This is a genomic window from Herbiconiux aconitum (assembly GCF_024979235.1).
Lineage (GTDB): Bacteria > Actinomycetota > Actinomycetes > Actinomycetales > Microbacteriaceae > Herbiconiux > Herbiconiux aconitum.
Map to the genome: position 1 here is coordinate 41,825 of NZ_JANLCM010000001.1, position 12,955 is coordinate 54,779.

The window sequence follows — 12,955 nt, forward strand, 5'->3', positions numbered from 1 at the left end:
GAGTGGCCGCACGCACCGGCGCTAGGCGGAGGAAACGATGGCGGGCGACGACCCCCTCACATTCCCGGATGCGCCGCGCGCCGAATTGGACCGCGCGTTGAGCGATCTCGTTTCGAGAGCGGCTGACGTCATGAAGACGCAGGGTCGGTTACGGGCCCTGTTGCACGCGAATCGGGCGGTGGTCGAACAGATCGAGTTGCCGGTTGTGTTGAAGCGCATCGTCGAGGCGGCGGTCGAACTGGTCGACGCGGAGTACGGCGCGATCGGCGTCATCTCACCGCAGGGCGGCCTCGAACAGTTCATCTACGTCGGGATGACGCCGCGCGACGAAGAGCAGATCGGCCATCTCCCGGAAGGGCACGGGCTTCTCGGGGCCCTCATCGACGACCCGCACGCCATCCGTCTCGAGCACATCACCGACGACGCCCGATCGACGGGGTTCCCTGCGCACCACCCACCGATGGAGAGTTTTCTCGGCGTCCCGATCCGGGTGCGCGAGTCCGTGTTCGGAAACCTCTACCTCACGAATCAGCGAGGCGGCGCCTTCTCCGCGGAGGACGAGCAGCTGATCACCTCCTTGGCGGCCACCGCGGGATTCGCCATCGAGAACGCACGCCTTTTCGCAGAGGCCCAAGCGCGGGAGAAGTGGATGGCGGCCGCTGCGGAGACATCGGCGACGATCCTCTCGACCAGCCGGCAGGTCGGCCTCCAAGAGCTCGCCGAGCAGCTCCTCCAGCTCGCCGAAGCCGGAAGGGTCTGCCTCGTCGAGGAAGAAAGCGTCGATGGCCACCTCAGCGTGACCGTCGCCCGCGGACCACGGGGCGAGGTGATGGATCTCCCGCGCCATGCCGCCGATACCGTCGCCGGTGCCGTCTTCGAATCGCGCAGCGCCCGGTCTGTGCCGGAGTCGCTCCCCGCTGAGGCCGATCCGCTGGCCCTCGGCGACGACAGCGGCGCCGGGCCGATGCTGGCCGTGCCCCTGAACGCCGGAGGAAACACGTTCGCTGTCGCCGTGATCGCTCGCGAGCCCGGAGCGCAACGGTTCAGCGCTTTGGACCTCGAGATCGCCGACGACTTCGTGAACCGGGCTGCCGTGGCGCTGGAACTCGCCGCGGCACGTGAGGATCAGCAGCGGATGCTTCTTCTGCAAGACCGGGGACGGATCGCGCGCGACCTGCACGACCACGTGATCCAGCAGTTGTTCGGCACCGGTCTGGAGCTGCAGGGTCTCATCGGGCGGTCGGGCCCGGGCGCCACAGCCGACAAGCTGGCCGGGGCAGTGGCGCGGATCGATGAGAGCATCGCGCAGATCAGAACGGTCATCTTCGCCCTCTCCTCCCCCGGCGCGCGCAACGGGTCCGTCCGGCATTCCCTGCTCGACCTCGCTCGGGACGCCTCCGTGGGAATGCCGCAACCGCCGACCACCAGGTTTTCCGGGCCGGTCGATCTGGTGGTCACCGATGACCTGGCCGACGACGTCACCGCGGTCGCGCGCGAGTGCCTCTCCAATGTGTCGCGCCACGCGGGCGCCGGCCGCGCCACTCTGGAATTGGGGGCCGCCGACGGAATGGTCACCCTCACGGTTCGCGACGACGGGCGCGGGATTCCCACGGACGGGCGCCGGAGCGGATTGCGCAACCTCGAAGAGCGAGCCGCCCGCCGGGGCGGTTCGCTCGTCATCGAATCCGCGCCGGGCGACACCAGCGTGCGATGGCAGGTGCCCTACCCCGAACTGGACGACGAGGAGAATCGATGATCCGTGTCTTCCTGGTCGACGACCACGAGATCGTCCGCCGAGGCATCGGCGACCTCCTGGACGCGGAACAGGATGTCGAGATCGTCGGAGAAGCGGGGACGGTCGGGCAGGCGACTGGGCGGATCGCGGCGACCCTCCCCGATGTGGCGCTGCTCGACGTGCGACTTCCCGACGGCAGCGGCATCGACCTGTGCCGCGACATCCGGTCACGGCACCCGGATGTGCACTGCCTCATCCTCACCGGCTACGACGACGACGAGGCGCTGTTTTCGGCCGTGGTTGCGGGCGCGTCCGGCTACGTGCTGAAGGATGTGCGCGGAACCGGCCTGATCGACGCCGTACGCGCTGTCGCCGCGGGCCGGTCGCTGATGGATCCCGCTCTCACTCGCCGAGCTTCGCAGCGCATGAAGTCGGTCGACGAAGGCGACCCCCGCTTCGATTCGCTCAGCCTCCGAGAGCGGCAGATCCTCGCGCTGATCGGTGAAGGCCTGACGAATCGCCAGATCGGCGACCGGCTGTCATTGGCCGAGAAGACCGTGAAGAACTACGTCTCGAGCCTGCTCAGCAAGCTCGGCCTGGAGCGCCGGACGCAGGCGGCTGTGTTCCAATCCGAGCGCCGTCGAAGGCCATGATCTCGTCGAGGCCTCTGCCGCACGCAGGGCCGAAGGTCGCGCGCGTCTTCGTGCACGGGACCTAGGGCCCTATTCCTTCGCGCGTGCCCCCGTGAGGATGGCGGTGAACCACGAAGAACGGAGTCGACGATGAGGGCACTGGTGATCTACGAATCGATGTTCGGCAACACGAAGGCGATCGCCGAAGCGATCCGCGACGGCCTGGCGACGCGTGCTGCGGCGACGGTGATCAATGTCAATCAGCTCGGGATGGACGACGGCCGCGAGGCCGACGTGATGGTCGTCGGGGGCCCGACGCATGTGCACGGGATGACGCGGGCCACCACACGGGAAGAAGCCGCGAAATGGGCCGATGACGCGAGCAAGCATCTGACGCTCGAGCCAGAGGCACCGGGGCGCGGCATCCGAGACTGGTCCGACGATCCGCTGACGATCGTGTCGCCCCTGTTCGCCGCTTTCGCCACTCGCGCCGACATGCCCGTGCTGCTGAGCGGCAACGCCGCGGCGCAGATCGACCGGGCACTGCGTCATCGCGGCAGTCGTCGGGTCGCCGACGCGGAGAACTTCCTCGTCACGAAGGACAACCGGCTGGAGGACGACGAACTCATCCGCGCGCGTGCCTGGGGGGAAGCCCTCGGCGCGCAGGCATCCGAACTTCTGGCGCACGCCGATCGCGGCGCCGACGAGGGCTGAACGAGGCGGAGGAGACGATCATGTGGCAAGGCGAAGGCGACGTGCACGAATTGGACTCCGAGGAGTGCTGGGAGCTACTGCGATCGCAGGAGCTCGGGCGACTCGCGATGGGCGTCGGCGGCGAGATCGATATCTTTCCGGTCAACTACCTGGCCGAGCGGGACTCGATTCTTCTCCGCACGGCACCCGGCACGAAGCTGCTCGAGCTCGTCATCGCACCGAACGCGGCTTTCGAGATCGATGGCTACAGCGACGAAGAGGCCTGGAGCGTCGTGCTCAAAGGCACCGCATACCGGCTCGAGCGTCAGAGCGAGATCGACGAGGCCGATCGTCTGCCGTTGACCCCGTGGATCCCCACCCTCAAATACGAGTACGTGCGGATCGCCGCGAACTCGGTCTCCGGGCGACGATTCCGCCGCGGCCCCGAACCGGACCGGTACTGAAGCCCTTCCGGTGTGAGTGCACCCCTAGGGACTTGAACCCGAGCAGGCTGGTGTCATCCGACGGGCATGCCGAGCCGGTCGCGCTCGAGTCGGGCACGGAGCGTGTGGAGGAGCGCGGTGACTGTCTCCACCTGGTCGTCGTCGACAGTCTGGGCGACGAGTTCGGCAAGTCGCCGACGGAACGTCACGTCGGCTGCCGCGAGGAGCGCGGCGCCTGCGTCAGTGAGAAACACGAGCATCGATCGCCCGTCTGCGGGGTTCGGTCGACGATCGACCAAGCCGCGTGCGGCGAGTCGGTCGACGCCCTTGCTGATCGCCCCGACACCGGCGGCGAAATTGGTGGCGACGTCGGCAATCCGCGACTCGGGGTGGTCGCTGAAGTAGCGGAGGATTTCGTACTGCGCGGCCACGATGCCGTGCTCGCGTCGCAGGGTCTCACCGACCGCGTTGTACAGACGCGTCTCGACCCGAACCAGATCGTCGAAGCACTGCACGAGGTCGTCGCTTGCCGATTTGCTTGCCACGGCATACAGTCTAGCGTTGTATGCCGCGGCAACCAAATAGCGCGGCGAGGAGGAGCACCATGAGCAGGGAACAACGACAGGCGCTGAACGCGACGCTCCGTGCGGCGCCGCAGGAGGATGCGCCGGTGCCGGTCGATCAAATGCGCCAGGGGTTCGCGCACTTCATGAGTCGGTTCCCCGTGCCTGAGGGCGTCAGGCGAACGCCGACCACTCTCGGCGGTCGAGGCGCCGTGCGCGTCGAGCCACGCGTCGGCGAGCGCCCCGGCCTCATCCTGTACCTGCACGGTGGATCGTTCGCGCTCGGGTCCCCCGAGACCGCAATGGCGCTGACCGCGCACCTCGTGCTGCGTACGGGCGTGCCTGCGGTCTCGGTCGACTACCGACTCGCTCCGGAACACCCGTTCCCCGCGGCCATCAACGACTGCCTCTCCGCCTACCGCGACCTGCTCGATCACGACGTCGACCCGGCAGGCATCGTGTTCGCGGGCGACTCCGCAGGAGGCGGCCTCGCGGTCACAACGACGATTGCCGCCCGCGACGCCGGGCTGCCCATGCCCGCAGGGATCGTCGCCTTCTCTCCCGGACTGGACCAGACGCGCACCGGTGCGTCGATGACGTCGAAGGAGGGCGTTGACCCGCTCTTCACCCGCGCCGGGATGGAGCGGATGAGCGCGCTGTACCGTGATGGCCAGAACCCGGAGCAGCCGCTGCTCGCCCCGGCGGTGTACGCCGACCTCACGGGGTTCCCGCCGATGCTCCTGCAGGTCGGGACGAATGAGCTCCTGCTCGATGACGCCGTCCGCCTCGCCGACCGGGCTCGCGCCGCCGAGACCGACGTGATCCTCGACGTCGTCGCCGGCGTGCCCCACGTGTTCCCCGCGTTCGTCGGACTCATCGACGAAGCCGACGAAGCAATCGACCGAGCAGCCCTGTTCATCAAACAGCGCCTCCGCATCGCGTAAGCCGTCGGCCTTCGACGTTCGATCAAGTGTGGGCAGGCGCTCTGACTCCTGAATGAAGAAAGGCCTCCGAACCCAGCAGTTACGCGGGGCCGAAGGCCTTCCAGAGAGGGTGCACCCCCAGGGACTTGAACCCTGAACCCACTGATTAAGAGTCAGTTGCTCTGCCGATTGAGCTAGAGGTGCGCGGCTCTTGGCGAGCCAGTCGTCAACATTAGCATGCTCTTCGGGGCTTGCGCGAACCGCGCTCCCGACCCGCTTCCGCCACGGCCGGGATGCGAAATAATGGAGCCATGACAGACGTGAGCGGCCGCATCGAAGCCGGCCAGACGGCCCCGGATTTCACCCTACTCGACGAAGACGGCGCATCCCGTTCGCTCTCCGATTACCGCGGTCGACGCGTCATCCTCTACTTCTACCCCGAGGCCGGAACTCCGGGCTGCACCACGGAGGCCTGCGACTTCCGCGACAACCTGAACTCGCTGAAGAGCGCCGGCTACACCGTGCTCGGTGTGTCGCGCGATCTCCCGTCCAAGCTCCGCGGGTGGGTCGACGAACAGGGCATCAACTTCACGCTGCTCTCCGACCCGGATGTCGCCGTGCACAACCTCTACGGCGCCTGGGGCGAGAAGTCGCTCTACGGCAAGACCGTCACCGGCGTGCTGCGCTCCACCTTCGTCATCGACGAAGAGGGCGTCGTGACCCTCGCGCTCTACAACGTGAAGGCCACCGGCCACGTCGCGTCGTTGCGCAAGAAACTCAAGATCGACGCCTGATCTCCCCCGACATCCGGATGCGCGACGCCGGTTCAGACGTCGCGACGCGTGGCCGCGACCACCGGTGGGGTGAACAGCAGGATGATGGCGAGCACTGCCGGCAGGAGCAGGTACCAGCCGATCGTCGGCGTCGCCACCATGCCCTGGAAGCAGCCGATCGCGATGACGACCTGCAGCAGCTGCCAGGTGAGCGTGGCGGCCCGCGTCCAGGAACGGGCGCGCAGGATGTGCACCGCGACGAACCCCAGGAACACCGCGGCGATGGCGGCCAACACCAGGATGGCGACGGCCGTCTCGTAGGAGGTCGGCCGAACGGTCATCAGCTCCACCACGAGCCACAGCACCACACCGGCCATGACCAGCGCCTCCGCCCCGACGATGACCGCCAGCAGCACGAGCAGGGCGGGCCGCTTGGGCAGCTCCGGCCGGCCGGAGGATGCGGGTTCACCGCGAGTTGGTCTGTCGTTCGTATCGTCACTCACGGCCGTACTCCATCAGAAAACCCTTGATTTGCAAATACCAGTATGCGACCATACTTGAGGTCAATGTTGCTCACAGTGACGTGAGCGGGTGCATCCTCCTCTTGGGTGCAACGTCCACAGTGCCATTGACCTTCACCCGAAAGTCTTCGGTCTCTCGACCGAAGCACCCTGCATCCAAAGGAGCTCCCGCTATGGATTGGCGCGACAAAGCCGCCTGCCTGACCGCTGACCCGGAACTTTTCTTCCCCGTAGGAAACACCGGCCCCGCAGTGGATCAGATCGACAAGGCGAAATCGGTCTGCGCTCGATGCTCCGTCACCGAGCTCTGTCTCCAGTACGCACTGGAGACCGGTCAGGACTCCGGAGTCTGGGGTGGTCTGAGCGAAGACGAGCGTCGCGCGCTGAAGCGCCGTGCCGCTCGAGCTCGCCGGGCATCCTGACCCACTGATCAAGAGTTACTTTCTCGACTGAAGCCGTAGGCCCGCCGGTTCCCTAGACCGGTGGCCTCACGGCTCTTTCGTTTACGGCTTCTTCAGCCAGCGGAACGGGATCTCGATCGTCACCACGGTTCCTGAACCGACCATCGTGTGCCAGTCGATCGTTCCGCCGAGCTCGCCTTGGATGAGGGTTCGCACGATCTGCGTGCCGAGCCCTGAACCGACCTTGCCTTCGGGCAGTCCGGTTCCGCTGTCGCGCACTTCGACGGTGAGCGTCTCCTCCGAGCGCGTGGCCACGATCTCGACCTCGCCCTCCTGACCGGCGAGTCCGTGCTCCACCGCGTTCGTCACCAGCTCGGTGAGCGCGAGCGCGAGCGGAGTCGCGTATTCGCTCGGCAGCACGCCGAAACTGCCCGACGACTTCGGATGCACCGTCGTGTTGTGCGCCGACGCCACCTCGGCCACGAGCAGCAGCACCCGGTCGAAGACGGTGTCGAAGTCGACTCGCTGATTGAGGCCCTCGGAGAGGGTGTCGTGCACCACCGCGATCGCGGCGACCCGGCGCATGGCCTGGGTGAGCGCATCCCGAGCCTCGTCGGAGTGGGTGCGGCGGGCCTGGATGCGCAGCAACGACGCCACGGTCTGCAAGTTGTTCTTCACGCGGTGATGGATCTCGCGGATGGTGGCGTCTTTCGTGATCAGCTCGCGCTCCTGGTGCCGCAGCTCGGTCACGTCACGGCTCAGCACGATGGCGCCGAAGCGGTGCCCTCGGGTGCGCAGCGGGATCGCGCGCAGCGAGACCGTGACACCCTTCGCCTCGATGTCGGTGCGCCACGGGGCGCGACCGGTGACGACCAAGGGCAGCGACTCGTCGACGATCAGGCGACCGCTGAGGAGCCCGGTGGTGACCTCGGCGAGCGACTGACCCTCGAGCTCTCCTGCGAAGCCCATTCGATTGAACGCCGAGAGTCCGTTGGGGCTCGCGAAGGTGACGATGCCGTCGACGTCGAGCCGGATCAGGCCGTCGGATGCGCGCGGGGCGCCGCGGCGAGGACCGGTGGGGGCACCGAGATCGGGGAAGTCGCCGGCCGCGATCATCGAGAACAGGTCGTTGGCGCACTCGTTGAAGGTGAGCTCTTGGCGGCTGGGCGTTCGCGCCTCACTGAGGTTCGTGTGCCGGGTGATCACGGCGATGGGACGGTCGGTGGTCGTCTGCTCCGAGACGGAGAGTCGTCGGAGCACCGGCACCGCACGAACACGGGTCGGAGTCTCCTCATACCAGTCCGGGGCCGCCGTATCGACGATTTGGGCACTCTCGAACGCATCCGTCACCTGTTTGCGCCACTCGGGCTTGATGGTCTGGCCCACGAAGTCGCGGTAGAAGAGCGTCGCCGAACTCGACGGGCGGGAGTGCGCCACCGCCACGAAAGTGTCATCGACCGTCGGCACCCAGAGCACGATGTCAGCGAAGGCCAGGTCAGCCAACAGCTGACAGTCGCTGACCAGCAGATGCAACCACTCGACATCGGCTTCAGTGGAACGGCCGTGGGCAGTGACGAGATCGCTGAGTGTTGACACGGGTTCTAGCCTACGATGCCCAATCTGAGCGGCCGCTCGTCGGCGCCCCGATGGGAGCAAGCTCCCGTGACCGCGTTTCCCTACGAAGCGATCACGGGAGCCGTTGGATTCCGGCCGGGAGGCGGCAGGTCGGGGGAACAGGCGTCCCGGCCGGAAGTGTGTGGTTGGTGTGCGACTACAGTCCACCAGTCCGGGGCACCGGGGCGTTATGAGCAATTGCCACTCAGCAGGGCGTCACGGCCCGCGATTTCCACAGGGCACAAACGCATCTGGACAACCCAACTCGACACTGGTTGAGTAACAGCCGCTGATGCTTTACCGAGCATTCCTTACTTACCGGCACCCCATGAAGGAGCTTCTGTGACCAGGCGCACCACGACCACGCGCACGATCGACGGGCTTCCCGCATCGGAGCCGCTCGCCCCTGTGGCCGCACGCCGGCTCTCCGACCCGAAACCGCTCGCCGAAAGCCTCGCGCGCTGCGTCGTCGAGATCCTCTCCGGCACACGCGACCTCGATCAGATCTCCCGCTGGCTCTCGGCCGACGTGTACGCTCACCTGCTGAAACGGGTCGTGCTCTCCACCCGCGCCCGTCAGGCCCGCGGCGAAGCGCCGTCGCGACTGACGTTCACCATGGGCACGACGGTGCTCTGCGAGCCGCAGGACGGCATCGTGGAGGCGGTGGTGATCGTGCACGGCCGCGCCCGATCGCGTGCCGTCGCCATCCGGCTGGAAGCCCTCGATGCGCGGTGGCGAGCCAGCGCTGTGCACGTTCTCTGATCGGTGTCCTCAACGACGAACGTCGCGCCGACCGAACCCGATTCGGGGTGGTCGACGCGACGTTCTGAGAACTCTGCGGTCAGCGCTTCTTCTTGCCCTGGGCCCGTCGCTGTGCCCGGTTGCCCGACCCTCCGGAGCTGCCCTGGGTGCGCGGGCCGCCGCTCGAGCTGCCGCCCGATCCGGAGCCCTGACTCTGGCCGCCCGACTTCGCCGGTGAACCCGACTTCGCGGGGGTGCTCGGTCGGCCCGTGCTCGCCCCGGCCGACGGAGCGGCGCCGCCGCGCGCGAACGCACTCGCCACCGGAGCGGACTGCTCCTGTGCCTCCTGCGCTCGGGCACTCGCCGCCTGCTCGATCTGGCCGCGCTGGTTGCGCACCTCCACGCCGCCGGAGTCGCTGGGCGCCGAGAAGCTCAGCTTCTCAGCCGGAGCACTCGACTGCGCGAGGCCCTTCGCCTCCACGGTCGGAGCACCGACGGCGTTCGCCGAGGCGTTCACCTCGACTTCCAGGTTGAACAGGAAGCCGACGGTCTCTTCGCGGATCTGTCCCATCATCGACTGGAAGAGAGCGAATCCCTCGCGCTGGTATTCCACCAGCGGGTCGCGCTGGGCCATGGCGCGAAGGCCGATGCCGTCTTTCAGGTAGTCCATCTCGTAGAGGTGATCGCGCCACCGGCGGTCGATCACCGAGAGCACGACGCGACGCTCCAGCTCGCGCATGGCGGCCTCGCCGAGCGTCTCCTCGCGCCGCTTGTAGGCGAACTTGGCGTCGGAGAGGATCTCTCGCGAGACGAACTCGCGATTGATGCGGCCCTTGCTGCCGGCCTCGGCGATGACCTCGTCGATGGTGATGGAGATCGGGTAGAGCGTCTTCAACTCGGTCCACAGGGCGTCGAAGTCCCAGTCGTCGGCAGCGCCCGCGGCGTGGTCGGAGATGATCTCCTCAATGACCTCGTCGAGGAACTTCTGCGAGCGGTCCTGCAAGTTGTCGCCCTCGAGGATGTGCCGGCGGTCGCTGTAGATCGCCTCACGCTGACGGTTCAGCACATCGTCGTACTTCAGCACGTTCTTGCGGATCTCGGCGTTGCGCCCTTCGACCTGCGACTGAGCGCTCCGGATGGCGCGGGAGACCACCTTCGACTCGATGGCCAGGTCGTCGGGCACGCCCGAGCGGCCCATCAGGCTCTCGGCGGCGCCCGCGTTGAACAGGCGCATCAGGTCGTCGGTGAGTGAGAGGTAGAAGCGGCTCTCCCCCGGGTCGCCCTGACGGCCGCTACGGCCTCGGAGCTGGTTGTCGATGCGGCGCGATTCGTGCCGCTCGGTGCCGAGCACGTAGAGACCGCCGGCCTCCACGACCTTGTCGGCCTCCTTCTGCACGTCAGCCTTGACCGAGGTGAACACCTCGTCCCACGCCGCCTCGTACTCGTCGGGGGTCTCGACCGGGCTGAGGCCTCGGGCGTTCATCTCGGCAACAGCCAGGAACTCCGCGTTGCCGCCGAGCATGATGTCGGTTCCACGACCAGCCATGTTCGTGGCCACCGTGACCGAGCCGAGACGGCCGGCCTGGGCGACGATCGCAGCCTCACGGGCGTGGTTCTTCGCGTTCAGCACCTCGTGGCGGATGCCGCGCTTCGCGAGCAGCCGCGAGAGGTACTCGCTCTTCTCGACGCTCGTGGTTCCGACGAGAACGGGCTGACCCTTCTCGTGCCGCTCCACGATGTCTTCGACCACCTGGTCGAACTTCGACTGCTCGTTCTTGTAGACGAGGTCGGACTGGTCGATGCGCTGCATCGGCTTGTTCGTCGGGATCGAGACGACACCCAGCTTGTAGGTGCTCATGAACTCGGCGGCCTCGGTCTCGGCCGTACCGGTCATGCCGGAGAGCTTCTCGTAGAGGCGGAAGTAGTTCTGCAGGGTGACCGTGGCGAGGGTCTGGTTCTCGGCCTTGACCGCCACGCCCTCCTTGGCCTCGATCGCCTGGTGGATGCCCTCGTTGTAACGACGCCCCGCCAGGATGCGGCCGGTGTGCTCGTCGACGATCAGCACCTCGCCGTTCAGCACGACGTAGTCCTTGTCCTTCTTGAACAGCGCCTTCGCCTTGATGGCGTTGTTCAAGAAGGAGATGAGCGGCGTATTCGCCGACTCGTAGAGGTTGTCGATGCCGAGGTAGTCTTCGACCTTCTCGATGCCGGGCTCCAGCACACCGACGGTGCGCTTCTTCTCGTCGACCTCGTAGTCTTCTTCGGCGACGAGCTTCGTGGCGATCTGAGCGAACTCGTTGAACCAGCGGTTCGCTTCACCCGATGCGGGGCCGGAGATGATGAGCGGGGTGCGCGCCTCATCGATCAGGATCGAGTCGACCTCGTCGACGATCGCGAAGTAGTGGCCGCGCTGCACCATGTCGGAGGCCTGCCAGGCCATGTTGTCGCGCAGGTAGTCGAAGCCGAACTCGTTGTTGGTGCCGTAGGTGATGTCGGCTTCGTACTGCACCCGGCGCTCGGCCGGGGTCTGGCCGGCCAGGATGACGCCCGTGGTCATGCCCAGCGCACGGAAGACGCGCCCCATCAGCTCGCTCTGGTAGCCCGCGAGGTAGTCGTTCACCGTGATGACGTGCACGCCCTTGCCGGCGATGGCGTTGAGATAGGCGGCCGTGGTGGCCACCAGCGTCTTTCCCTCACCGGTCTTCATCTCCGCGATGTTGCCGAGATGAAGCGCCGCGCCACCCATCAGCTGCACGTCGAAGTGGCGGAGCCCCAGGGTGCGGGTGGATGCTTCGCGCACGGCCGCGAAGGCCTCGGGAAGGAGGTGATCGAGACTCTCACCGGCTTCGAAACGCTCCCGCAGACGCGGAGTCTCATCTTTGAGCTCCTCATCGGAAAGCGCTTGGAAGTCTTCTTCGAGCGCGTTGATCGCTTTCGCGTAGTTCTGGAGCTTGCGAAGGGTTCGGCCCTCGCCGACACGAAGGACCTTTTCAAGAACTGAGGCCACGGACTTTCTCCCACTGCAGTCGTCGCTGCGCTGTGCGCGCAAACACAAGCCATACTAGTTGGTCGTGCCTGAGCGTCGGCGGCGCATCTGCTGCGGCTGCAGTGGGAGTACTCCGACGGCGAACGCTACTGGGCGGCGGCTCCTGCCGCGACCGGTTCCTGCTCGGAGAACGCGTCGGCGTTCTCGTCGAGACCGATGACCCCGTAGTCCCAGCCCTTGCGTCGGTAGACGACGCTGGGGCGACCGGATTCGGAATCGATGAACAGATAGAAATCGTGGCCGACGAGCTCCATGTGGTAGAGGGCGTCGTCGACGGTCATCGGAGTGGCTCCGAAGACCTTCTTGCGGATGACGACGGGGCAATAGACCTCGTCGTCGCCATCATCAGTGGGCGCGGTGTCCACAGCCGCGGGCGCGGCCACCGGGGCGGCGGCTTCGCGCCGCGTGATCACCTCGGAATCGGCGGGGCGCACGTCGATGATGCTGAAACCGCCCGTGCTCGCCTCGTGCAACGACACGGGGCGGTGCTGCCCGCGATGCACCTTCTTGCGGTCTTTCGCCCGACGGATGCGCTGCATCAGCTTCGCGAGTGCGAGGTCGAATGCCGCGTACTTGTCAGACGCCGCGCTCTCGGCACGCACCAGCGGGCCGGGCCCGATGAGCGTCAGTTCGACGCGGTCGTCGCCGGACTGGGTTCCGTTGGCGGAATTGTGGCGACACACCTTGATCTCGAGGGCGAGAGCCTTGTCGGCGAGGTGGGCGACCTTCTCCGATTTCTCACTCGCGTAATCGCGAAATCGATCGGTTATCCCTAGGTTTCTTCCAGTGATGTTGACTTCCATGGAGACCTCCTAGCCATATTGAACGGCGCAGCCCCGGCACAAGGTCGGGAGCGTTCGCGCCTTGTGC

The 12,955-nt window shown here is 66.6% G+C and carries 13 protein-coding genes and 1 tRNA gene; 8 read left to right on the top strand and 6 right to left on the bottom strand.

Going from position 1 to position 12,955, the window contains the following annotated elements:
- Positions 1 to 178: 178 nt before the first annotated feature.
- The 4 genes from N1027_RS00225 (at position 179) to N1027_RS00240 (ending at position 3,524) form a co-directional block, all read left to right on the top strand.
- On the top strand, positions 179 to 1,756 hold the full coding sequence (locus tag N1027_RS00225) for a sensor histidine kinase (RefSeq protein ID WP_259503720.1): 1,578 nt from the start codon (positions 179 to 181) through the stop codon (positions 1,754 to 1,756).
- On the top strand, positions 1,753 to 2,388 hold the full coding sequence (locus N1027_RS00230) for a response regulator (RefSeq protein ID WP_259503722.1): 636 nt from the start codon (positions 1,753 to 1,755) through the stop codon (positions 2,386 to 2,388). The genes N1027_RS00225 and N1027_RS00230 overlap by 4 nt, the downstream gene beginning before the upstream one ends.
- Before the next feature lie 129 nt (positions 2,389 to 2,517).
- Complete coding sequence (locus N1027_RS00235) at positions 2,518 to 3,081, top strand: flavodoxin family protein (RefSeq protein ID WP_259503724.1); 564 nt, start codon at positions 2,518 to 2,520, stop codon at positions 3,079 to 3,081.
- Between the two features lie 20 nt (positions 3,082 to 3,101).
- Positions 3,102 to 3,524: a pyridoxamine 5'-phosphate oxidase family protein gene (locus N1027_RS00240; RefSeq protein WP_259503726.1), complete on the top strand. Its 423-nt coding sequence runs from the start codon at positions 3,102 to 3,104 to the stop codon at positions 3,522 to 3,524.
- Positions 3,525 to 3,577: 53 nt separating this feature from the next.
- On the opposite strand, the gene N1027_RS00245 is transcribed toward N1027_RS00240, so the two are convergent.
- A complete protein-coding gene (locus tag N1027_RS00245; RefSeq protein ID WP_259503728.1) occupies positions 3,578 to 4,048 on the bottom strand; it encodes a MarR family winged helix-turn-helix transcriptional regulator in 471 nt (156 codons plus the stop codon).
- A 59-nt stretch (positions 4,049 to 4,107) separates the two neighbouring features.
- On the opposite strand from N1027_RS00245, the gene N1027_RS00250 reads away from it, so the two are divergent.
- The gene (locus tag N1027_RS00250; RefSeq protein ID WP_259503730.1) at positions 4,108 to 5,010 is read left to right on the top strand and encodes an alpha/beta hydrolase; all 903 of its coding nucleotides are present in this window, start codon (positions 4,108 to 4,110) and stop codon (positions 5,008 to 5,010) included.
- A gap of 110 nt (positions 5,011 to 5,120) precedes the next feature.
- On the opposite strand, the gene N1027_RS00255 is transcribed toward N1027_RS00250, so the two are convergent.
- Positions 5,121 to 5,193 (bottom strand) — tRNA-Lys (locus N1027_RS00255).
- Between the two features lie 107 nt (positions 5,194 to 5,300).
- Between N1027_RS00255 and bcp the strand changes: the two genes are divergently transcribed.
- The gene (gene bcp / locus N1027_RS00260; protein ID WP_259503731.1) at positions 5,301 to 5,783 is read left to right on the top strand and encodes a thioredoxin-dependent thiol peroxidase; all 483 of its coding nucleotides are present in this window, start codon (positions 5,301 to 5,303) and stop codon (positions 5,781 to 5,783) included.
- 32 nt (positions 5,784 to 5,815) lie between these two features.
- On the opposite strand, the gene N1027_RS00265 is transcribed toward bcp, so the two are convergent.
- Positions 5,816 to 6,265 carry a hypothetical protein gene (locus tag N1027_RS00265; RefSeq protein WP_259503733.1) on the bottom strand — a complete coding sequence of 150 codons (450 nt, stop codon included), beginning with the start codon at positions 6,263 to 6,265 and terminating at the stop codon, positions 5,816 to 5,818.
- A gap of 191 nt (positions 6,266 to 6,456) precedes the next feature.
- Between N1027_RS00265 and N1027_RS00270 the strand changes: the two genes are divergently transcribed.
- Positions 6,457 to 6,705 (top strand): WhiB family transcriptional regulator, encoded by a 249-nt coding sequence (locus N1027_RS00270; protein WP_259503735.1) that lies wholly within the window; start codon positions 6,457 to 6,459, stop codon positions 6,703 to 6,705.
- Between the two features lie 81 nt (positions 6,706 to 6,786).
- On the opposite strand, the gene N1027_RS00275 is transcribed toward N1027_RS00270, so the two are convergent.
- Positions 6,787 to 8,280: a sensor histidine kinase gene (locus tag N1027_RS00275; protein WP_259503736.1), complete on the bottom strand. Its 1,494-nt coding sequence runs from the start codon at positions 8,278 to 8,280 to the stop codon at positions 6,787 to 6,789.
- A gap of 360 nt (positions 8,281 to 8,640) precedes the next feature.
- On the opposite strand from N1027_RS00275, the gene N1027_RS00280 reads away from it, so the two are divergent.
- Entirely contained in the window at positions 8,641 to 9,060 is a 420-nt protein-coding gene (locus N1027_RS00280; RefSeq protein ID WP_259503738.1) for an Rv3235 family protein, read from the top strand.
- A gap of 79 nt (positions 9,061 to 9,139) precedes the next feature.
- Here N1027_RS00280 and secA read toward each other — a convergent pair whose 3' ends face one another.
- Both secA and hpf read right to left on the bottom strand, forming a co-directional pair.
- A complete protein-coding gene (secA, locus tag N1027_RS00285; RefSeq protein ID WP_372499632.1) occupies positions 9,140 to 12,046 on the bottom strand; it encodes a preprotein translocase subunit SecA in 2,907 nt (968 codons plus the stop codon).
- Positions 12,047 to 12,171: 125 nt separating this feature from the next.
- Positions 12,172 to 12,888 (bottom strand): ribosome hibernation-promoting factor, HPF/YfiA family, encoded by a 717-nt coding sequence (hpf, locus tag N1027_RS00290; protein ID WP_259503739.1) that lies wholly within the window; start codon positions 12,886 to 12,888, stop codon positions 12,172 to 12,174.
- Positions 12,889 to 12,955 lie beyond the last annotated feature (67 nt).

Coding starts and splice junctions, on each gene's coding strand:
- N1027_RS00230 (WP_259503722.1), top strand. CDS start 1,753: ATGATCCGTGTCTTCCTGGTCGACGACCACGAGATCGTCCGCCGAGGC.
- N1027_RS00235 (WP_259503724.1), top strand. CDS start 2,518: ATGAGGGCACTGGTGATCTACGAATCGATGTTCGGCAACACGAAGGCG.
- N1027_RS00240 (WP_259503726.1), top strand. CDS start 3,102: ATGTGGCAAGGCGAAGGCGACGTGCACGAATTGGACTCCGAGGAGTGC.
- N1027_RS00250 (WP_259503730.1), top strand. CDS start 4,108: ATGAGCAGGGAACAACGACAGGCGCTGAACGCGACGCTCCGTGCGGCG.
- bcp (WP_259503731.1), top strand. CDS start 5,301: ATGACAGACGTGAGCGGCCGCATCGAAGCCGGCCAGACGGCCCCGGAT.
- N1027_RS00270 (WP_259503735.1), top strand. CDS start 6,457: ATGGATTGGCGCGACAAAGCCGCCTGCCTGACCGCTGACCCGGAACTT.
- hpf (WP_259503739.1), bottom strand. CDS start 12,888: ATGGAAGTCAACATCACTGGAAGAAACCTAGGGATAACCGATCGATTT.